Raw genomic sequence first — 21,213 nt, 5'->3', positions numbered from 1 at the left:
TGGCGATCGCCACGCGCACTTCCGGGCCGACGCCACGGGCGATCAAGGCGTGGGCCAGGCGGTTGGCCTGGCTGTCCAGCTCGCCATAGCTAAGGGTTTGCGCGTCGAATTTGACCGCGATCGCATCCGGATTTTCCTTGGCGCGGTCAGCCACCAACTCATGCACAAGACGCTCGGCCGAGAAGCCAGCGTCAGTCTGGTTCCACAATCGCAGGATGTGCTGCCGCTCATCCTCGCCCAGCAGGTTCAATTGACTGATGGGCTGTTGTTGATCGGCAACCATCGCCTGCAGCAGGTTCTGCCAATGGCTGGCCATGCGCGCGATGGTCGCCGGTGCAAACAGATCGGTGGCATAACTCAGCGATGCGCCGAGCTGGTTCCCGGACTCCTCGATGTCCAGGATCAGGTCGAAATGCGCAGCGGTTTCATCCCAGTTCACCGGGCTCATGTCCAGCTGCGCCAGGCGCTGCAAATGCTCGCCGGCCAGGCTGATGTGGTGGTTGAACGCGACCTGGAACAAGGGGCTCAAGCTCAGGCTACGCTCGGGTTGCAGGGCCTCGACCAGTTGCTCGAACGGCAAATCCTGATGCGCCTGGGCTTCCAGCGCGCGCTGTTTGACCTGGGTGAGTAGCTGGCGAACCGTGGTCTGCCCGTCGACATCGGCCTTGAGCACCTGGGTATTGACGAAGAAGCCGATCAACCGCTCGGTTTCAACTCGATTGCGGTTAGCAATCGGCACGCCGACGCGAATGTCCTGCTGGCCGCTGTAGCGATGCAACAACGCCTGGTACGAAGCCAGCAGCACCATGAACAGTGTCACACCTTCGCGCTGTGCCAGGGCCTTGAGGCTGTCGACCAGCGCGGTCGGCAGCGCAATATTCAGGCGTGCGCCCCGATGGGTCGGCACCGCCGGACGCTGGTGATCGAACGGCAACTCCAGCACCGGCTGCTCACCGCCAAGCAGGTCGCACCAGTAATCGAGCTGGCGCGCTTTCTCCCCAGCTTCCATCCAGTCGCGCTGCCATTTTGCGTAGTCGGCGTATTGGATCGGCATCGCCGGCAATTGCAGCGCCTGGCCTTGGCTATAGGCGGCGTAGAGCTGCACCAGCTCGTCGACCATCACTTGCATGGACCAACCGTCGGAGATGATGTGGTGCTGCACCAGGACCAGCACATGCTCCTCTGCTGCCAGGCGCAGAAGATTCACACGCATCAGCGGCCCCTGGCGCAGGTCGAAAGGTCGGGCTACCAGCGCTTCAACCCTGGTCTTGAGCTGGGCCTCATCGGTGGGTTCTAACACCAGTTCGATCCGTGCCTGCGGGCTGACCACTTGTACCGTACGGTCGGCCTCTTGCTGAAAGTGTGTGCGCAGGCTGTCGTGGCGCGTCATCAGGGTATCGAAGGCACGTTGCAGGGCGACCTGGTCCAGCGGACCTTTCAAGCGCAGCGCACTGGGCACGTGATAGGCCGAACTGTGCGGGTCCAGCTGCCAGAGAAACCACTGACGCTCTTGGGCGTAGGACAGCAGCAAGGGTTGGGTGCGGTCTACCGCTACCAGCGCCGGCGCCGAACCCTGGACGTCGCCCAGACAGCTGACAAAGTCGCCAAGCACGGGCTGTTCGAACAACGTCTTGAGCGCGACTTCGATGCCCAGGCCGTGACGCACCCGAGACACCACCTGCGTGGCGAGCAGCGAATGACCACCCATTTCGAAGAAGTGATCGTTGAGCCCTACCCGCTCGGCACCCAGCACCTGGGCCCAGATGGCAGCGATGCGTTGCTCCCGCTCAGTCACGGGCGCGATCCATTCGGCCAGCGACTGACTGGCATCCGGCTTGGGCAGCGCGGCACGGTCGACCTTGCCGTTGGGGCTCAGAGGCAGGCGCTCCAGCACCAGTAGATGCGCCGGTACCATGTAGTCCGGCAGCTCCTCGCGCAGCACGGCCTTGAGCTGGGCGCGCAGTTCGGCTTGTCGGGATTCGTCGAGCGCTTGAGTGGCCACGACGTAACCCACCAACTGGTTGTCCGCGGCGATGACCAACGCCTCGCGCACACTGGCCTGGGCCAGCAGGCGCGCTTCGATTTCGCTCAGTTCGATGCGGAAACCACGGACCTTGACCTGATGGTCGATCCGCCCCACGTACTCGATCATGCCATCGGCACGGTAACGGGCCAGGTCACCGGTGCGGTACAGGCGACCAGCGCCGTCGTTACAGAACGGATCAGGAATGAAGCGGTGGGCCGTCAGGTCCGGACGATTGAAGTAACCCCGTGCCAGCAACGGGCCGCCGATGACCAATTCGCCCGCCACACCTACCGGCACCGGGTTGAGGTTGGCATCCAGCAGGTAGATGGCACGGCCATCCAGCACGCGACCAATCGGCATCATCGACGGCAAGGCTTCACGGCCATCCACATAAGCAGCGCAGTCCAAGGCGGTGGCGGTCACCGTGGCTTCGGTGGGGCCATAGGTGTTGAGCAGGCGCACAGCCTGCAGGCCTGCTGCACGCCAGGCATTCAGGCCTTCAGGCGGCATGGCTTCGCCGCCAATGTGCAGTTGGCGCAGACGTCCGTAGTCACGCGGGCCCCGGTCGGCAAAGTCGCGCACCAGCAGCAGCCAGTAGGCCGTGGTCAGGTCGACCACGGAAATATCGTGTTCGATCAGCTGTTGATAGAAGGTGTCGCTGTCCCACAAGTCGCCGCCACGTAGCACCACCGCCGCGCCGCAGCACAGCGCCGGGTAGAGTTGCTCGACGAAGCCGTCGAAATTGAACGTACCGAACTGCAGTACACGGTCATGGGCTTGCAACGCAAACAACTCGGTGAAGACTTCCACATGCCGAGCCAGGGCGCCCAGATCGATGCCCACGCCTTTTGGCCGGCCGGTAGAACCGGAGGTGAACATCACGTAGGCCAGGTTGGCCGGCTGCGTGCTGGACGATGGATTTTCGCTGCTGTAATCGACGAGCCAGTCGACCCCGGTTTCCAGGCAAACGAGGGTCAGATCCTCGCTGAGCGGCAACTGCTCCACCAACGGCTGCTGGGTCAGCAGCCATTGCAGACCGCTGTCCTCGATCATGCACTGAAGGCGCTCGGCTGGGTATTTCGGGTCCAGCGGCACATAAGCGCCGCCGGCCTTGAGCACCGCCAGCAAGCCGACGATCATCTCCAGAGAGCGGTCCACCGCCACACCCACCAGGCTGTCGGCGCTGACGCCCAACTCGATCAGGCGATGGGCCAGTCGGTTGGCGCGCACGTTGAGGTCGGTGTAAGTCATGTGCTGCTGATCCAGGATCAGCGCAGTGTTTTCCGGGTGCAATGCCGCTTGTTGTTCGAAGCGTTGCAATACGCTGGCCTTGGCGGGCTGAGCAACACCCCGCGGGTTCCAGTCTTGCAGCACGCGGGTGTATTCGTGTTCCAGCAGCAACGGCACGGCGCCCAAGGCCTGTTCCGGCGCATTGGCAAATTGCTGCAGCAGGCCCTGCAAATAGGCGCCGATATGCTGCACCGCGTCGGCGGCAAACTCGGCTCGCAAGTATTCCAGGTGCAGGCTCAGGTGCTCGCCGCCCTGCACAGTGAGGGTCAATGGGTAATTGGTGCGCTCCTGATGGCTCACAGCACTGAAACGCAAGCCGCTCTCCCCCGACGGCTCCAGGCTCTTGGCCACCGGGAAGTTTTCGAACACGACCAACGTATCGAATAGCGCCTCACCGGCCGAGCCGGCCCAACGCTGGATGTCGAACAGCGGCGTGTGTTCGTGGTCACGCATTTCCAGGTTCAATGCCTGAACGCTACGCACCCAATCGCTGACGCTTTGCGCCGGGCTGGCGGCGGCAATCAGCGGCAAGGTGTTGATGAACAGGCCGACCTGCTGCTCGACATTCGCCAGCTGCGCCGGGCGCCCGGATACCGTGACCCCACAGGCGACGCTGGACTGACCCGTGTAGCGCTGCAACAGCAACAACCACGCCGACTGCACCAGGGTATTGAGGGTCACTTGATGGGCGCGGGCGAAAGCGGTCAGGCGCCGAGTCTGAATGGCATCCAACTCACACAGCAGTTCGCCGTATTCGTCACCCGTGTGCGCGGCGCTTTTGGCCACAGCACGTGCCAGGTGCGTCGGTTCTTCCAACTGCACCAGGCGCTGGCGCCAGAACGCTTCGCCCACCGCAGGGTCCTGCTGTTGCAGCCAAGCAATATGCTGGGAAAACGCCGCGCCTACCGGCGGCAGCGCCCGGCCCTTGCAGGCTTGCAGCACTTCATTGAGGACCAGGGCATTACTCCAGCCATCTATCAGGATGTGGTGGCTGGTGTAGATCAAGTGCCAGCGGTCTTCACCCGTGCGAACCAGCGCCACCCGCAGCAACGGCGGGCTCGCCAGCTCGAAGCCCTGGCGATGGTGCTCGGCGGCCAGGCTGTCGAGGGCCGCCGGCAGATTCGGACGGTCGCGCCAGTCGTATTCGATGAAGGGCAAGCTGACTTGGCGATGCACCACCTGCAGGGCCTGGCCCTGGTCGTCTTGCCAGACAAAGCCGGTGCGCAACATGTCATGCCGTGCCAGCACTTGCTCCCAGGCGCCTTGAAATGCTGCCACGTCCAGCCCCTGCACGTCGGCGCGCAATTGGCTGACATAGACGTCATCCTCACCCTGCTGGTAGAGGCTGTGGAACAACATGCCCTGCTGCATGGGCGACAGTGGATACAGGTCCTGCACGCTCCGTGCAGGCAGCGCAAGGTCGTCCAGCTGGGCTTGGGTCAGGTGCGCCAGGCTTACATCGGCCGGTGTCAGGCCGCCGTGCTGCGGGTCGATGCAATGCGCGATCAACGCCAGCAGTTCCTGCTGGTAATCGTCCGCCAGGCGCTGGATAGTTGCTCTGTCGAACATCTCGCGACTGAACCCCCATTGCAGGGCCAATTCGCCGCCATACACCTGCCCTTCCACCGTCAGCCAATTGGCCAGCGGCGCCTCCGGGTCCTGGGCCTGGCCACTGCCCTGGGTCGCCGGAACGAACAGCGCCGACTCGTTGAATTGGCGGTCGAACTGGCCCAGGTAGTTGAAGGTGATGCGCGGCGCGGCCAGGCTCGATAGGGCTTCGCGGGCCTCAGGCGCCCCGAGATAGCGCAGCAGGCCGTAGCCGATGCCCTTGTGCGGCACGGCGCGCAGTTGCTCTTTCACCGATTTGATTACAGCCGACAGCTCGCCATCGGCTTGCAGGCGTACCGGGAACAGGCTGGTGAACCAGCCGACGGTACGGCTCAGGTCGACGGTGTCGAACAGATCTTCGCGGCCATGGCCTTCCAGTTGGATCAGCGCGCCGGGCTGTTGGCTCCAGCGGCTGATGACACGCGCCAGTGCAGTCAGCAGCAGGTCGTTGACCTGGGTGCGATAGGCCGCTGGGGCGTCTTGCAGCAGTTGACGGGTCTGTTCGGTGCTCAAGCGAATTTCGACTTTGCTGCCCAGACGGTTTTGCAGACCGCCCTGGGGGTTATCGCACGGCAGATCGGCGCTCGCAGTCTGGGCCTGCCAGTACGGCAGTTGGTCATCCAGCGTCTGCGCGTGAGCCTGCAACTGCTGCGCCCACCGCTGGTAGGCGCTGGTCTTGGCTGGCAATGCGACCTTGCGGTAAGCCTGTTGCAGGTCTTCAAGCAGGATGCGCCAGGATACGCCATCCACCGCAAGGTGATGCACCACCAGCAGCAAACGTTGAGCGCCGTCGGCCATCGTGATTAAGGCCGCACGCAACAAAGGGCCCTGTCCAAGATCGAGACTGCGCTGGGCTTCGTCGCAGAGTGCGGCCAACTCAGCGTCGTCAGCGACCTGGGTTTGCCACAACCCGGGCGTTGTCACTTGTTCGGCATGGGTTTGCTGCCAACCGCCAGCTTGTTGCACAAACCGCAGGCGCAGGGCGTCGTGGTGGTTGATCAGTTGAGTCAAAGCGGCTTCAAGGCGCGCAGACTCCAGGGGTTCCCGTGGCGTCAGCAGCAACGACTGGTTCCAATGCTGACGCACGGGGATTGCCTGCTCAAAAAAGCTGTGTTGCACGGGCGTGAGGATCACCTCGCCGGTGACCGGCCCCTGGTCGATGACCATCGCCTGCTCGAAGCTTGCCACCAGCGCCAGGCTGCGCACGCTCTGGTACTGGAACAGGTCCCGTGGACTGAGGCGAATACCCGCCTGGCGCGCACGGCTGACTACCTGGATGGAGATGATCGAATCACCGCCCAGCTCGAAAAAGTTGTCTTCCAGGCCGATCTGCGCCACACCCAGCACATCGCTCCAGATCGCTGCCAAGGCTTTCTGCAGGTCGTTTTCCGGTGCGACATAGGCCTGCTGTGGCGCGGCGTCCGGCACTGGCAAGGCCTTGCGGTCGAGTTTGCCGTTGGCGGTTACCGGCAGCTTGGCCAGGTGCACCAGATGGGTCGGCACCATGTATTCCGGCAGGCTGCTGAGCAGCCAGGCCTTGAGATCGACCGGCGCCTGGTCTTCCAGCACCAGGTAGGCCACCAGTTGCTTGCCGCCTTGCACCAACACCACGGCTTCGCGCACCGAGGGGTGCTGCATCAGGCGCGTCTCGATTTCGCCCAGCTCGATGCGCAGGCCGCGCAGCTTGACCTGATGATCGAGGCGGCCGAGGTATTCGATGACGCCGTTGGTGCGCTGTCGCACGCGGTCGCCCGTGCGGTACAGGCGCGCACCGTCGCCGAAGGGGCTCGGTACAAAACGTTCGGCAGTGAGCGCCGGACGTCGATGGTAACTGCGAGCCAGGCCAGTGCCGCCCAGGTACAGTTCGCCGCTGACGCCAGCGGGGACCGGATTGAGCTGGGCATCGAGCACGTAGGTGCCGAGGTTGGCGATGGGGCGCCCGATAGGCACGCTGTCGGCGCTTTCGTCGACGCAAGCCCAGTGAGTCACATCGATGGCCGCTTCGGTCGGGCCGTACAGGTTGAACAGACCGGCCTGGGGCAACTTGGCAAATACTTGTAATTGCGCATCCAGCGGCAAGGCTTCGCCACTGCACACGATGCGCTTGAGGCGGGTGCACGCTTGCACACCCGGCTCATGGATAAACGCCTGGAGCATCGAGGGCACGAAGTGCAAGGTGGTGATGCCGTGCTGCCCAATCGTCTCGATCAGGCGAGCCGGTTCGCGATGCTCGCCGGGCGCTGCAACTACCAGGCGTGCGCCGGTCATCAGCGGCCAGAAGAACTCCCACACCGAAACGTCGAAGCTGAACGGGGTTTTCTGCAGGACCGCATCGCTGGCATCCAGGCCATAAGCCTGCTGCATCCAACACAGGCGGTTGACCAGCGCGCGATGGCTGTTGCCGGCGCCCTTGGGCTTGCCGGTGGAGCCCGAGGTGTAGATCACGTAGGCCAGGTTCAGCGCGTGAAGGGTGACGTTTGCCGAGTCGGTGCTGTAGCCATCGAGCCAGTTGGCGGGCTGGTCCAGGGCAATCACCTGAATGCCCTCGACAGACAGGTTTGGCAACAGGCTGCGCTGGCTGAGCAACAACCGAATGCCGCTGTCCTCGATCATGTAGGCCAGGCGTTCCTGAGGATATTCAGGATCCAACGGGACGTAGGCGCCACCCGCCTTGAGAATGGCCAGCAGACCGACCACCATTTCAATCGAGCGCTCAACGCAGATGCCGACCAGAACGTCCGGACCTACGCCCTTCTCGCGCAAGGCATGGGCCAGCTGGTTGGCGCGGGCATTGAGCTGGGCATAGGTCAGCGCTGTGGCGCCGAACAACAGCGCGGGCGCGTCGGGCGTGGCCTGCACCTGGTCTTCGATCAGGTGGTGGATGCCGCGCTCGGTCGGGTAAACCTCGGCGGTCTGGTTCCAGGTGTGGACCTGCACTTGCTGCTCATCGGCATCCAGCATCGGCAGTTCACCGATGCGCTGCGTACCGTCGGCCACCATGGCCTGCAACAGACGCACCCAATGCCCGGCCATGCGCTCGATGGACGCCGCGTCGAACAGGTCATTGGCGTAGGTCAGCGCGGCGTGCAGGGTGCCGGATTTTTCATAGGTGTCCAGGGTCAGGTCAAACTGAGTGGTGCGGCCTTGCCACTCCACCAGCGACAGCTCCAGACCGGAGGCCGTGCTGACGCTCGCAATGTCGGCCACCACCGGCTGATGGTTGTACATGACCTGGAACAACGGCGTATGGCTGAGGCTGCGCTCGACCTTGAGGGCCTCCACCAGGCGCTCGAACGGCAATTCCTGATGGGCCTGGGCGCCCAGTGCATGCTCCTTGATGCTTTGCAGCAGCTCAGTGACAAGGGTTTGCCCGCTCAGCTCGGTGCGCAGCACTTGGGTATTGACGAAAAAGCCGATCAGCCCTTCGACTTCAGTACGGTTACGGTTGGCGATTGGCACGCCGACGCGGATGTCGCCTTGCCCGGTATAGCGATGCAGCAGCACGTTGAACGCGCCGAGCAACAGCATGAACAGGGTAACGTTGTGTTTTTGCGCAACGCTGCGCAGTTGTGCAGCCAGCGCGGGTTCGATCGCGAAGTTATGGCGCGTGCCCTGGTAGCTCGGCATGGCCGGGCGTGGGCGGTCCGTGGGCAGCTCCAGCACCGGGTGCTCATCGCCCAGGCGCGCCTGCCAATACTCCAATTGTCGAGCCTGCTCACCCGCTTCCAACCAGCGACGTTGCCACAAGGCATAGTCGCTGTACTGGATCGGCAAGGCCGGCAGTTGCGGTGTTTCATTGCGCTCATGGGCGTCGTAGCAGCGGATGAACTCCTCGATCAGCACGTTCATCGACCAACCGTCGGAGACGATGTGGTGCAGGGTCAGCAGCAACACATGCTCCCGCGTGTCGAGCTTGAGCAATTGCACGCGCAGCAACGGGCCGTTTTCCAGGTCGAACGGCAGCAGCGATTGACGGATCGCGGCGTCGTTGACGGCCTGTTCGCGTTCGGCGGTAGCGAGGTGGCTGAAATCGACTTGCTCGACGGCCAATGACGTCCCCGTCGGCACTTGCAACAGGTGCTCGTCGGCCTGGCGCTGGAAGACCGTGCGCAGGGTTTCATGCCGTGCGACCAGGCTCGCAAACGCTTGCTCCATCGCTTCCAGGCTCAACGTGCCTTTGAGGCGTACAGCGCCGGGCAAGTTGTAGGCGCCACTGGCCGGGTCCAACTGCCAGAGAAACCACATGCGCTGCTGTGCATAGGACAGCGCCTGGCGATCCTCCGCTTCCACCCCTGCCGGAATCGGAAACCGGGAAAAATCCACACCTTCTTTCTGCAAGGCCTGCAGGAACAATTGGCGTTTTTCCAGGGGCAACCCGATAAACCGGCGAGCAAGTTTCAAGGAGTCTTCAGCATTCATTTCTTGGAGTCCGGAGCAATAGGCGGGAAGCACAAAGGCACGTCGTCCCTATAAAACGAACCGGAGAAGGAAAAATTAGCGAGGGATGGGAGGCGTGAAGCGAGGTGTCATCAAGGGTTACATCAATCTCAGCAGAGACACCCAGACCCGAGCTAGCATTGACGAACACCACTTTTTGCAACTACATTTAGTTACACGCAGGGAACGGCGTGTCCAAAAATGAAAAGCTGCTCGCCAAACTGCTCAATGAGCACATGGCATTTACCTGGCCTGAGCTCGTAACGCTGCTGCGTCGGCTGGGCTACACACAGATTGAAGGGGCTGGGAGCCGGGTCAAGTTCGACATCGGTGACCCCAGTGCAATGATCACCTTGCACAAGCCTCACCCTGGCAACGAACTGAAACACTACATTCGGCGCCAGATCATCGAACAGTTGAAATCAGGAGAACTGATTCAGTGAACAACCAACTGAAACACAAAGGCTACATCGGCTCTATCGAAGCCAGCGTCGAAGGCAACTGCCTGTTCGGCAAGATCCTGTTCATCAAGGCGCTGGTGAGCTATGAAGGGAAAACCGTCGCTGAGCTGGACGCTGCATTTCGGGAGGCGGTGGATGACTACCTCGCCACTTGCCAGAGCCTCGGACAGACCCCGGAGAAGCCCTGCAAGGGCTCCTTCAATGTCCGGGTCGGCCATGACTTGCACTTGGCGGCAGCCCTGGCGGCGACCCGCAAAAAAGTGACCCTCAATGACCTGACACGCCAGGCCTTGAATGAGTTTTTACAACATCATGGCAATGACACGTGCCCTGCGGTTGGCTGATTAGCCCAACCGCCGATAACCCAACACTGCCGCCCCCAGCACCACCGCCCCCGCCGCCAACGCCACGTAGAACCCGCTGGTGGCGCCGAAGTGGTCGATCATCCAGCCGGAACTGGCAGCGCCAATGGCCACGCCGATGCTGAGGCCGGTGATCAGCCAGGTCATGCCTTCGGTCAAGCGGCTGGCGGGTACGATCTGCTCCACCAAGGCCATGGACACGATCAACGTGGGGGCGAAGAACAACCCAGAGATAAAGATCGCCACGGCGAGCCCGGGAATGTTGGTCACCAGCAGCAACGGTAAGGTGGTCAGCGCCGTAGCCATGCCACAGAACAGGAACTGCCGGGGCAATGATGCCTTGAGTTTCAGGGTGCCGAACGCCAGCCCTGCCAGGCACGAGCCAATGGCATACACCGACAACACGATGCTCGCCGCCGCCGGCTGCCCCTGATGCTGGGCAAAGGCAACACTGACCACGTCCACCACGCCGACAATGACGCCCATGGCCAGCAACAGGATCATCAGGACCAGCACCGAGGGTGAAGCAATCAGCCAGCGGCCGTGGTGGCCCTGGTACGCATGCACGGGTGGTTCGGTCTCACGCTGCAATACAAAGGTGGTGACCCCCACCGCCAGCAACAACGCAGCAACCAAAGGCCCCGCCTCCGGAAACAGCACCACACTCAACCCCACCGAAATCGGCGGGCCGATGATGAAGCACACTTCGTCCAGTACCGACTCCAGGGCAAACGCAGTTTGCAGCTTGGGTTGGCCCCGATACAGCTCGGTCCAGCGCGCCCGCACCATGGCCGACATGTTGGGCATGCAACCCGCCAACGCGGCGAACAGGAACAGCAGCCAGTTCGGTGCTTGCAGACGGGTACACAACAGCAACATCAACAACGCCCCTCCGCCAATCAATGCGGCAATCGGCAGCACTCGGCCTTGGCTGTACTGGTCCACCAGCCGCGACACCTGCGGCGCACAAAACGCCGTCGCCAAGGCGAACACCGCCGCGACCGAGCCCGCCAGGCCATAGCCGCCATGTACCTGCGAGAGCATGGTGATCAAGCCGATCCCCGTCATCGATACCGGCATGCGCGCCAGCATACCCGCCAGCACAAAAGCCCGGGCGCCAGGGACCTGGAACAACGCGGCGTAAGGGTTTGCCATCCTGCTCGACCTCTTCATGAATGCCCTGGAACTTGCTATCCGCAAGAATCGAGGCAAAATACATACGGTGCGTATGTGACAAATCATGCTTAACATACGCAGCGTATGTCAATCTTTCCTTAACCGATTGTGAGCCCCACCATGAGCCGAGCCCGTGCCGAAATGATCGAAGACACCCGCGCCCGGCTGATCGCCAGCGCGCGTCAGGCTTTTGCTACGCAAGGTTACGCGAATACATCGATGGACGACTTCACCGCACGTGCCGGCCTGACCCGAGGGGCGCTGTACCATCACTTTGGCGACAAGAAAGGCCTGCTGGCCGCCGTGGTTGCCCAACTCGACAGCGAGATGGACGCGCGTTTGCAGAGCATCTCAGATGAAGCTGCAGACCCCTGGAGCGGCTTTTGCGAACGTTGCCGTGCCTACTTGCGCATGGCACAGGATGACGAAATCCAGCGCATTGTGTTGCAGGATGCGCCGGCCGTCCTGGGCGATACCGGCGCCCAGCAACACTGCGTCGAGTCATTGCGCCAATTGCTGGAGGCGCTGATGCAGGCCGAGGCTATCCCCCACGTCCCAAGCCTTGCGCTGGCACAACTGATCAACGGCAGCCTGGTCAACACCGCCCTGTGGATCGCCCGGGATGAACACCCGGACGCACGGCTCGAACAGGGCCTGCAAGGTCTTGAACTGCTGCTGCGCGGCCTGAGCCTCACACCAACCGCTTGATCTGCTTGTGCCGCCACACCAACCGGTAATACGCGGTCTGCAGGGCCAGCATGGCCAGGTAGGTCACCGGGAACGCCATCCACACGCCTTCCAGGCCAAAATGCGCGTTGAACAGGTAAGCCATCGGCAGTTCGACGCAGAGCACGCAGAAAATCGAGATCACCACCGGCATCAGCACCACGCCGCTGGCCCGCATGATCCCGCCCACCACCGCCTGGAAGCCAAACACCAGGATGCTCCACAGCATGATGTGCAGCAGGTGCTCAGCCTTGACCCGTGCCGCATCGTCGGTAATGAATAGCCCGAGCAACCAGTGGGACAACCCATAGCCCACTACAATCAGGCCTCCGGTAAGGCACAGGTTGATCAACAAACCGGTGCGCAGAATCGGCCCGATACGCTCCAAGCGCCCGGCACCGATCGCCTGTGCACCGAGGATCGAGGCGGTGATGGCGATCGACAAGGCCGGGAACTGCACGTAGTTGACGATCTGCGTCACCGCGCCATACGCCGCCGTGGCCTGGGAGCCGTGGCCGTTGACCAGGGCAAGGATGACCAATTCGGACAGCGACAGCACCACCATCTGTAGGCCGGTAGGCAAGCCGATGCGCAAGACTTTTCCGAGAATCACGCGGTCCAGGCGCAAGGCCGCAAGCAACTCACGATCGGGCGCCATCACATGATTCTTGTGGCGCAGGCGCAAGATTAAAAACAGCATGGCCAAGGCGTTACCCACCAGCCCGGCATACACCGCGCTCTGGATGCCCATGGGCGGCAGGCCGATCCAGCCGCCAATCAGTGCCGGCGTCAGCAACAGGCCGACCAGGGTCGACACCATCAGCGCCAGCAACGGTGAGATCGTGTCGCTGACGCCACGCAGCAGCTGGGTGTAGAGGATGAACACCAGCAATAACGGCATGATCAGCATCATCTTCTGCGCATAGCCAACCGCATCGTCCAGCACATCCACCGGCGTGCCCAACGCCTGCAACGCCGGACGCGCAAACAGACTGCCCAGCACCGCGGCGATCACACCCACCAGCGCGCCCAGCGTCAAGGTGGCACCAGTGATCACCTTGACCATCCCCGTTTCCTGCGCCCCCCAGGCCTGGCCGATCAGCACCGAGGCGCCCGCCCCCAGGCCGATCACCAAGGCAATGAAGAAAAACACGATGGGAAACATGCCAGACACCGCCGCCAGCGCCTGGGTACCAAGCATTTGCCCGACATAGATACCGTTGAGCGTGCCGGAAAAACTTTGCAGGAAGTTGGACAGCACCATCGGTGCCAGAAAGATCAGGTAGATCTGCCACAGCGGGCGTTGCAAAGGGCTTTGCATGAAAAACGGGGCCTCGGATCACTAAAGCGTCCGAGGGTTATACCGTAAGTGGATCCCATCTTCCTGTGCTTTCGGGTTCCACCACCCGGCAAGCGTCGTGCAGGAATTCGGGATATCCAGGTTTTATTCCATCAATTCGCTCGATGGCAGGGTCAGCAATTTCTGATTGGACGCATGGCAGGCGGGTCGATAGATTTCCCAGCGAAGATAGCTTTTAGCCATCACTTCTCAATCCCCTGAATATCGAGCTTTCCATGAAAAAACCTGTCTCGTTGGCGATGCGTATCGGGCTGGGCTTTGCGTCCACCCTGTCGTTGCTGGTGCTGATCACCGCCGTCGGTATCCAGCGCGTGGGTTTTATCGACAGCACCCTCAAGGACGTGGCTGAAAAAGCCGCCGTGGTACAGCGCTACGCGATCAACTTCCGTGGCAGCGTGCACAACCGCGCCATCGCCATCCGCGATGCGGTACTGGTCAAGGATGAACCGTCGCTCAACCGCCACCTGGCCGAGATCGACCAGCTCAAGCGCGATTACCAGGACTCCGCCATGATGATGGATCGCCTGTTCGCCAATGCCGCCGCAAGCGCCGAAGAGTCCCGCCTTCTAGCGGATATCAAGGCCATCGAGACCCAGGCCCTGGCCTCCAGCGAACGGGTGATCAGCCTGCGTCGCAGCAATGACATCGCCGGCGCCCAGGACTTGCTGCTGGCCCAGTCGTCGGCCCACTACACCGAATGGCTCAAACGCGTGAATGCCCTGATCGACTTCGAAGAAGCTCAGATCAAGCAACGCCTGGACATGGTGCAAGCCGCCGCCAGCAACTTTGCCGTGCTGATGCTGCTGGCCAGCGCGGTCTCGATCCTCTTGAGCGTGCTGGTGTCCCTGTTGATCATCCGCAAGGTCAAGGCCACCCTCGGTGCCGAGCCGGAGGAAGTCGCCGAGGCAATCCGTCGCCTGGCCAATGGCGACTTGAACCAGCCCATCGAAACCCGCTACCCCGACAGCGTGATGGGCATCCTGAAAAACGCCCTGGCACGCCTGGGCGACACCATTACTGAAGTGCGCTCGGCGGCCCAAGCCCTGCGCCACTCCTCGGTCACCCTGCTGTCCGTAGCCAGCGATAATCGTCAGCAGATCACCCTGCAAACCAGCGAAGCCCAGCACGTGGCGGCTGCGATCACGCAAATGGCGGCTTCAGTCAGTGAGGTCTCGGGCTACGCGTCCGCCGCGTCCAAGGCGACCATTTTGGCGGACGCAGAAGTCGACAGTGGCCACCGCCTGGTCGGCGAAGTGAGCGTGGCTATCGAGGAACTCGCAACCATCCTCGACCAGGCCACCAGCCGGGTCAACCAGGTGTCCAGCGACAGTGAAAGCATCGAAACCGTGATCGAAGTGATCAACGCCATCGCCGCCCAAACCAACCTGCTGGCACTCAATGCGGCCATCGAAGCCGCGCGGGCCGGTGAGCATGGCCGTGGTTTTGCGGTGGTGGCCGATGAAGTGCGCTCGCTGGCGACGCGCACCCAGGAATCGACCCAGGAGATCCGCGACATGATCGGCAAGCTGCAAAGCGGCACCCAGGACGCCGCCGATATCATGCAACGCAGCCGCAGCCTGGCCCAGCTCACCGTGGCGCAGACCCGCGATTCACAGGTAGCACTGGGCAAGATCAGTCAGGAAGTCGGCGCGATCAATGCGATGAACGCGCAGATCGCCAGTGCTTCGGTGCAGCAAAGCGCGGCGGCGGAAGAAGTCGCGCAGAACGTCACGCGCATCCACAGCTCCACCGTGCAGTCGGCGGCGCGCTCCGAGCAGGTCGAGAACTCCAATCACGAACTGGCGGAGCTGGCGGATCGCTTGAGCACCAAGGTGGCGTTTTTCAACGTGGCCTAGCGTTTGTCGCGCTTCATCTGCATGGTCAGGGTGAAACGGTCTGCGGGGTAGACCGTTTCCGACACCGCGATCACCCCGCCAGCCTCATCACGGTACTGGCGGATGATGTTCAGCCCCAATGTCCCACCCTGCGCCTTGAGGCTGGCGGCCAGTCCGGCCGACAGTTGCACCGGCCGCACCTGTTGGTCCACCACATCGATATGCCGAGAGAACGCCTTGCCGATCAACGCAGCGATTAATTCATCCGGATGCTTGCGCGCTGCGGGGATTACCTCGGCAAAGGTCTGCTCGGCGTACACGTCGGTCCAACACAGCGGCGCGTTGCCGGCGCTGGCATCGACCTTGATGCTCGACACGCAGAAGTAATGCCCGCCCGGCTCCAGCCCCAGACGCCGCGCCAACGCAATATCGGCGACGAACTCGCGCACGTCCTGGATATCGCGGATATGGGTTTCGGCCACCTGAACCAGGTCGGCTACCGACGCCATCGCCTGAGAATACCCGCCCTGGGGTGAGGCGGCTTCGACCCGCGTCCCCACCCGCTTGCGCCGCGAGACCATGCCCTGCCCCTGCAACTGATCAATGGCCGCGCGCACGGTGTGCCGGCTCACCGCGTACAGCGAGCAGAGTTCGAATTCGGTCGGCAACAACGACCCCACCGGGTAATGGCCGCTGCCAATCTGATCGATCAAGTCCTTGGCAACCGCCGCATAACGCCTCTGGCTCACGCTTTCCATTTTTACCCTCGTTGTCGAGTTGACAGTGTATCAGCACAGGCGTAATCATAATGTACGGACATATTAAATATGTATGGTTTAAAAATAACAATTAGGATTTTCCCATGTCGAGTACCGTTTTTGATTCCGCCCTGTTCCGCGACATGTTCGGCACCGCCGAAATGCGCGGCGTGTTCTCCGATAAAGCCCTGATCGAACGCTACATCGAAGTGGAAGTCGCCTTGGCCCGCGCCGAAGCCCGTTGCGGCGTGATCCCAAGCGAGGCCGCCGAGCAGATCGCCGCGCTGTCGAAATACGAGGCCCTGGACCTGGCGCTGATGCAACACGAGACCGAGATCGTCGGTTACCCGATCCTGCCGTTAGTAGAGCAGCTGTCGAAGATCTGCGGTGAAGCGGGCCGCTATGTGCACTGGGGCGCGACCACGCAAGACATCATGGACACCGCCGTGGTCCTGCAGGTCCGCGGTGCGCTGGCCATCGTCGAGCGGGATATCCAGGCCGTGCGCGGCTTGCTCGCCGGCCTTGCCGAGCGCTATCGCGACACGCCGATGGCGGGCCGCACCCACTTGCAACACGCGCTGCCGATCACCTTCGGCTACAAGTGCGCGGTGTGGCTGAGCATGTTCGATCGCCACGCCGAGCGCCTGGTGGAGCTGCGTCCACGGGTTGAAATCGGCCAGTTCGCCGGGGCCGCCGGCACCCTCGCCTCTCTTGGCGACAAGGGCCTGGACGTGCAGGAAGCCTTGATGGCCGAACTGGGCCTGGGCGTGCCACAAGCCACCTGGCATGTGGCCCGCGATGGCCTGGCCGAAACCCTGAACTTCCTCGGCCTGGTCACCGGCTCATTGGGCAAGATCGCCCTCGACATCATGATGATGATGACCAGTGAACTCGGCGAAGTGTACGAACCCTTCGTCAAAGGCCGTGGCGCCAGCAGCACCATGCCGCAGAAGCGCAACCCGATTTCCTGCGAGCTGATGTACGCCGCCGCCAAGGGCGTGCGCCAACACGCCGGGCTAATGCTCGATGCGATGATCCAGGACTTCGAACGCTCCACCGGCCCCTGGCAGGCGGAGTGGATCGCCATTCCGGAGGCCTTCGCCCTCAGCGCCGCGTCCCTCGGCCAGGCGACCTTCATGCTCGCCGGCCTGGAAGTGCGCCCCGAACGCATGCGCAAAAACCTCGACATGACCCAGGGCCTGATCGTCGCCGAAGCCGTGATGATGGGCCTCGCCCCGGCGCTTGGCCGCCAGGTCGCCCACGATGTGGTCTACGCCGCATGCCGCATGGCCAATGACCAAGGCACCAGCCTGCTCGACGCCCTGCTCGCCCAGGGCGAAGCCACCGCGCAACTGGACCTGGCCGAACTGCAACGCCTGACCGACCCGGCCAACTACCTGGGGCTGGCGCCGCAGATGGTCGATATCGCGCTGGCGCGCCAGGGCGCAGTCCCTCGCTGACTCTGTAGGAGAGCGTCACCATCGTTTCATCCATAACAACAATGAGATCACAGACATGTCATCCACCCCCGCAAAAAAACCGCTCTACAAGGACCTGACCTTCCAGGTTGTCGCCGCCATGTTCCTCGGGATCGCCTTTGGCTTTCTCGCCCCGGAGCTGGCCGCCACTTTCAAGATCCTCGGCGATATTTTCCTCAAGCTGATCAAGACCGCCGTTGCGCCGCTGGTGTTTTTCACCGTGGTCCACGGCATCGCCTCAGCCGGTGATATCAAGCGTGTCGGCAAAGTCGGCCTGCGTGCATTGATCTACTTTGAAGTGGTGTCCACCCTCGCCCTGGCCATCGGCTTGCTGTGGGGCAATCTGCTGCAAATCGGCTCCGGCATGCATGACGCGCACCCGAGCAGTGCCGCCGCTGCTGCCGCGAGTGCCGCGGTTGCCAAGGGCCATGCGCCCGCGTCGACCATGGACTTCATCCACGGCATCTTCCCGGACAACTTCGTCGGCGCCTTCGCCGGTGGCCAGTTGTTGCAAGTGCTGGTGATCTCAGTGTTGTTCGGTTTCGCCCTGCTGGCCTTGAAGCCTGAACGTCGTGAAGTGATCGAAGACGGCCTGAACCGCATCTCCGAATGCTTCTTCGAATTCATCAACCTGATCATGAAATTCGCACCCCTGGGGGCCTTCGGTTCGGTGGCGTATGCAGTGGGCAGCAATGGCACCGCAGTGCTGATGTCCCTGGCCAACCTGGTGTTGATGTTCTACGTCGGCATTGCGTTCTTTATCTTCGTGGTGCTGGGCGCCGTGTGCCGGTTGAGCGGCTTCAGCCTGTGGCGCTTCCTCACGTACATCAAGGATGAAATCTTCATCGTGCTCGGCACCGCATCGTCGGAAAGTGCCCTGCCGCGCCTGCTGCAAAAGCTCGAAAAATTCGGCTGCTCCAAGCAGAGCGTCGGCCTGGTCTTGCCCACCGGCTACGCGTTCAACCTTGACGGTACGTCGATCTACATGTCGCTGTGCGTGCTGTTTATCGCCAACGCCTACGGCGTGCCGCTGAGCTGGGAGCAACAGCTGGGCATCATCGCGATCATGTTGGTGACCTCCAAGGGCGCGGCGGCGGTATCGGGGGGCAGCTTCGTGGTGTTTGCCGCAACCGTCACTGCTATCGGCGTGCTGCCGGCGGAAGGTTTGGCGCTGCTGTTCGGTGTGTACCGTTTCATGTCCATGGCGATTGCCACCTGCAACACCATCGGCAACAGCGTGGCGACGGTGGTGGTGTCGAAGTGGTCTGGCGAGTTCTCCCAGCAGACCGCCCAGGATGAATATCAACGCGTGCTCGGCCGTGCTGCCGGCGCGGCGCTTTAACGGAGCTTATTGATGACTGCTCTGCGAATCGAACATGACGCGTTCGGCCCGGTGTCGATCCCGGCCGACCGTTACTGGGGCGCACAGACCCAACGGGCACTGGAGGTGTTCGGCAGCAAACAGCCGTTCCCCGCCAGTTTGATCCGCGCTTTTGGCCAACAGAAACTCGCGTGTGCCCGCGCCAATGCACGGCTCGGCGCGCTGGCGCCGAGCCTGGCAGACGCCATCGAACAGGCGGCGCAAGCCTTGGCCAACGGCGAGCTGGACGCGCATTTCCCGCTGTCGATCTGGCAGACCGGCTCCGGCACCCAGACCAACATGAACGCCAACGAAGTGATCGCTAACCATGCCAACCTCGCGCTTGGCGGTGAACTGGGCAGCAAGTCGCCGGTGCATCCCAATGACCATGTGAACCGCTCGCAGTCGTCCAACGACAGCTTCCCCACGGTGACGCACCTGACCGCCGTGCTGGAACTGCGCGGTCGCCTGCTGCCGGCGTTGGGTCATCTGCGTGATGGACTCAACGCCAAGGCGCAGGCCTGGCAGGACGTGCTGAAAATCGGCCGCACTCACCTGATGGATGCGGTGCCCATGAGCCAGGGCCAGGCCTTTGGCACGTTTGCGCAGCAGATCCAGCACGGCATCGCGCGTATCGAAGCCTGCCTGCCGCGCCTGCGCCTGCTGCCCCAAGGTGGCACGGCGGTAGGCACCGGGTTGAACACACCGGTCGGTTTTGACTTGGCGTTCTGCGAGGAAATCAGCCGACTCACCGGCGAGCCCTTTGAGACCAACCCCTGCAAGTTCGAAGGCATGGGCACCCACGATGCCCTGGTCGAAGCCTCCGGGGCGCTGAATGTACTGGCTGTTTCCTTGACCAAGATCGCCAATGACATCCGCCTGCTCGGTTCGGGTCCGCGTTGCGGCCTGGGGGAATTGATCGTGCCGGACGATGGCCTGACCTCCTCGATCATGCCCGGCAAACGCAACCCCACCATCGCCGAAGTGCTGGTGCAGGCGGCGATGCAGGTGATGGGCAATCACACCACCATCACCTTGGCGGGCGCTTCCAGCACCTTCGAATTGAACGTGGCCAAGCCGGTGCTAATCCACAACCTGCTGCACTCGATCGAGGTACTCACCGACTGCGTCAGCCTGTTCACCCACAAGCTGCTGAGCGGCCTGGAAGTGAACCGCCCGCAGTTGGCGCGTAACGTGGAGCACTCGTTGTTGATGGCGACGGTGCTGAACCCGCTGTTGGGTTACGACCGCGTGGCGCAGATCACTCGCAAGGCGGCGGATGAAGGCTTGTCACCCAAGGAGGCGGCGGTGCAGCTGGGGCTGATCACCGCCGCAGAATATGACCAACGGGTGCGACCGGAACGGATGATCAGCCCCGGTTGATCACTGCACGCTGCGTTCCTGGAAGTTCAACCCGACAAAGGTCTGCGAGGGCCGGCGCAACGTCGGATCAAAAGGATTGATCCTTGGCCCAATCGCCGCCGCTTCGCGTTTGAGCAACTCCACCACCATCGGCAACCGACTCGGCCCCAGCCGGTCGCTGATGGTCGCCACACTCAACGCCGCCACCGCATGCCCATCCCGATTGAGGATCGGCACCGCCAACCCCGCCATGCCTTCCAACACGCCGGTATTGCGCGCCGCATACCCAAGATTGCGCACATTCTCCACTTCCGAGCGCAGCAGCACTTCGTCATACAGATGGAAGTCCTTGAGCCGTGGCAGGTTGTAGCGGATTACCGTCTCACGCTCTTCCTCCGGCAAGAACGCCAGGATCGCCAGGCTGCCCTGCCCTACGCCCAACGCCACACGCCCGCCGATATCGCCGGTGAAGGTGCGGATGGGGTACGGGCCTTCGCTGCGGTCCAGGCAGATAGCATCGAAGCCTGAGCGCGCCAACAGGAACAGCGAATCCCCCAATGATGCACTCAGGCGCAGCATGCTCGGCCGCACCAGGTCACGCAGGTTGCCGGTCTTGCCCGCATTCGCCGCCAGCGCGAAGAACTCCAGGCTCAGGCGATAGCGCTTGCTGCGCGCGTCCTGCTCGACCATGCCTTCGTCCATCAGGCTGCGCAGCAGGCGGTGGGTGGTCGGTTGGGATAAGCCCACCTGTTGCGCGAGTTGGGTCACGCGTTCACCGCCCTCCGGCACGTCACCCAGGGTGCGCAGCAGCGCGAACAGTCGAGAAACCCCACCGGGGCCGACTTCTCTGGCACTTTCATTTCGATCAGTGGAATCCATAACAACCAATCTCTTTGTAAATTCCGGTGAGTGAATAAATATGAAAATAATAGTCCGTTCAGTGAAATTCTATCTTCCGCCCATCCTAGTCTTCG

At 62.4% G+C, this 21,213-nt stretch carries 12 protein-coding genes and 1 pseudogene; 8 read left to right on the top strand and 5 right to left on the bottom strand.

Annotated elements, in window-relative coordinates:
• The coding region (locus HX868_RS06045) for a non-ribosomal peptide synthetase (protein WP_177002247.1) at nucleotides 1–9,343 on the bottom strand (9,343 nt) is incomplete at its 3' end.
• A 209-nt stretch (nucleotides 9,344–9,552) separates the two neighbouring features.
• Between HX868_RS06045 and HX868_RS06040 the strand changes: the two genes are divergently transcribed.
• Together HX868_RS06040 and HX868_RS06035 are read left to right on the top strand one after the other, a co-directional pair.
• On the top strand, nucleotides 9,553–9,804 hold the full coding sequence (locus HX868_RS06040; protein ID WP_038846635.1) for a type II toxin-antitoxin system HicA family toxin: 252 nt from the start codon (nucleotides 9,553–9,555) through the stop codon (nucleotides 9,802–9,804).
• Complete coding sequence (locus HX868_RS06035) at nucleotides 9,801–10,166, top strand: toxin-antitoxin system HicB family antitoxin (RefSeq protein ID WP_177002246.1); 366 nt, start codon at nucleotides 9,801–9,803, stop codon at nucleotides 10,164–10,166. Before HX868_RS06040 ends, HX868_RS06035 begins: the two co-directional genes overlap by 4 nt.
• Here the strand turns inward: HX868_RS06035 and HX868_RS06030 are convergent, their stop codons facing one another.
• Nucleotides 10,167–11,339, bottom strand: a complete 1,173-nt coding sequence (locus HX868_RS06030; protein WP_177002245.1) for an MFS transporter — start codon at nucleotides 11,337–11,339, stop codon at nucleotides 10,167–10,169. It abuts the gene before it with no gap.
• 141 nt (nucleotides 11,340–11,480) lie between these two features.
• On the opposite strand from HX868_RS06030, the gene HX868_RS06025 reads away from it, so the two are divergent.
• Entirely contained in the window at nucleotides 11,481–12,068 is a 588-nt protein-coding gene (locus HX868_RS06025; protein WP_177002244.1) for a TetR/AcrR family transcriptional regulator, read from the top strand.
• Here HX868_RS06025 and HX868_RS06020 read toward each other — a convergent pair.
• Nucleotides 12,052–13,407, bottom strand: a complete 1,356-nt coding sequence (locus HX868_RS06020) for an MATE family efflux transporter (protein ID WP_177002243.1) — start codon at nucleotides 13,405–13,407, stop codon at nucleotides 12,052–12,054. The two genes, HX868_RS06025 and HX868_RS06020, sit on opposite strands and share 17 nt — an antisense overlap.
• 254 nt (nucleotides 13,408–13,661) lie before the next feature.
• On the opposite strand from HX868_RS06020, the pseudogene HX868_RS31175 reads away from it, so the two are divergent.
• Together HX868_RS31175 and HX868_RS06015 are read left to right on the top strand one after the other, a co-directional pair.
• Nucleotides 13,662–14,177 (top strand): annotated as a pseudogene (locus HX868_RS31175) (MCP four helix bundle domain-containing protein); the annotation flags it as partial.
• 30 nt (nucleotides 14,178–14,207) lie between these two features.
• Nucleotides 14,208–15,302 carry a methyl-accepting chemotaxis protein gene (locus tag HX868_RS06015; protein ID WP_425504217.1) on the top strand — a complete coding sequence of 365 codons (1,095 nt, stop codon included), beginning with the start codon at nucleotides 14,208–14,210 and terminating at the stop codon, nucleotides 15,300–15,302.
• Here HX868_RS06015 and HX868_RS06010 read toward each other — a convergent pair.
• Entirely contained in the window at nucleotides 15,299–16,030 is a 732-nt protein-coding gene (locus HX868_RS06010; protein ID WP_177002259.1) for a GntR family transcriptional regulator, read from the bottom strand. The two genes, HX868_RS06015 and HX868_RS06010, sit on opposite strands and share 4 nt — an antisense overlap.
• A 113-nt stretch (nucleotides 16,031–16,143) precedes the next feature.
• Between HX868_RS06010 and HX868_RS06005 the strand changes: the two genes are divergently transcribed.
• From HX868_RS06005 to HX868_RS05995, 3 genes are read left to right on the top strand one after another with little or no spacing between them, the layout of a single operon-like run.
• Nucleotides 16,144–17,499: a class-II fumarase/aspartase family protein gene (locus HX868_RS06005; protein WP_177002241.1), complete on the top strand. Its 1,356-nt coding sequence runs from the start codon at nucleotides 16,144–16,146 to the stop codon at nucleotides 17,497–17,499.
• A 55-nt stretch (nucleotides 17,500–17,554) separates the two neighbouring features.
• Nucleotides 17,555–18,859 (top strand): cation:dicarboxylate symporter family transporter, encoded by a 1,305-nt coding sequence (locus tag HX868_RS06000; RefSeq protein WP_177002240.1) that lies wholly within the window; start codon nucleotides 17,555–17,557, stop codon nucleotides 18,857–18,859.
• Between the two features lie 12 nt (nucleotides 18,860–18,871).
• Nucleotides 18,872–20,260, top strand: coding sequence for a class II fumarate hydratase (locus HX868_RS05995; RefSeq protein WP_177002239.1), 1,389 nt, complete (start codon nucleotides 18,872–18,874; stop codon nucleotides 20,258–20,260).
• Here the strand turns inward: HX868_RS05995 and HX868_RS05990 are convergent, their stop codons facing one another.
• Entirely contained in the window at nucleotides 20,261–21,118 is an 858-nt protein-coding gene (locus HX868_RS05990) for an IclR family transcriptional regulator (protein ID WP_177002238.1), read from the bottom strand. It abuts the gene before it with no gap.
• Nucleotides 21,119–21,213 lie beyond the last annotated feature (95 nt).

The organism is Pseudomonas reactans (assembly GCF_013385825.1).
GTDB classification, from domain to species: Bacteria; Pseudomonadota; Gammaproteobacteria; order Pseudomonadales; family Pseudomonadaceae; genus Aquipseudomonas; species Aquipseudomonas reactans.
The sequence above is the reverse complement of the archived record's forward strand: the minus strand, read 5'-3'. Positions and strand labels throughout refer to the sequence as shown.

Coding starts and splice junctions, on each gene's coding strand:
- HX868_RS06030 (WP_177002245.1), bottom strand. CDS start 11,339: ATGGCAAACCCTTACGCCGCGTTGTTCCAGGTCCCTGGCGCCCGGGCT.
- HX868_RS06025 (WP_177002244.1), top strand. CDS start 11,481: ATGAGCCGAGCCCGTGCCGAAATGATCGAAGACACCCGCGCCCGGCTG.
- HX868_RS06020 (WP_177002243.1), bottom strand. CDS start 13,407: ATGCAAAGCCCTTTGCAACGCCCGCTGTGGCAGATCTACCTGATCTTT.
- HX868_RS06015 (WP_425504217.1), top strand. CDS start 14,208: ATGGTGCAAGCCGCCGCCAGCAACTTTGCCGTGCTGATGCTGCTGGCC.
- HX868_RS06005 (WP_177002241.1), top strand. CDS start 16,144: ATGTCGAGTACCGTTTTTGATTCCGCCCTGTTCCGCGACATGTTCGGC.
- HX868_RS06000 (WP_177002240.1), top strand. CDS start 17,555: ATGTCATCCACCCCCGCAAAAAAACCGCTCTACAAGGACCTGACCTTC.
- HX868_RS05995 (WP_177002239.1), top strand. CDS start 18,872: ATGACTGCTCTGCGAATCGAACATGACGCGTTCGGCCCGGTGTCGATC.
- HX868_RS05990 (WP_177002238.1), bottom strand. CDS start 21,118: ATGGATTCCACTGATCGAAATGAAAGTGCCAGAGAAGTCGGCCCCGGT.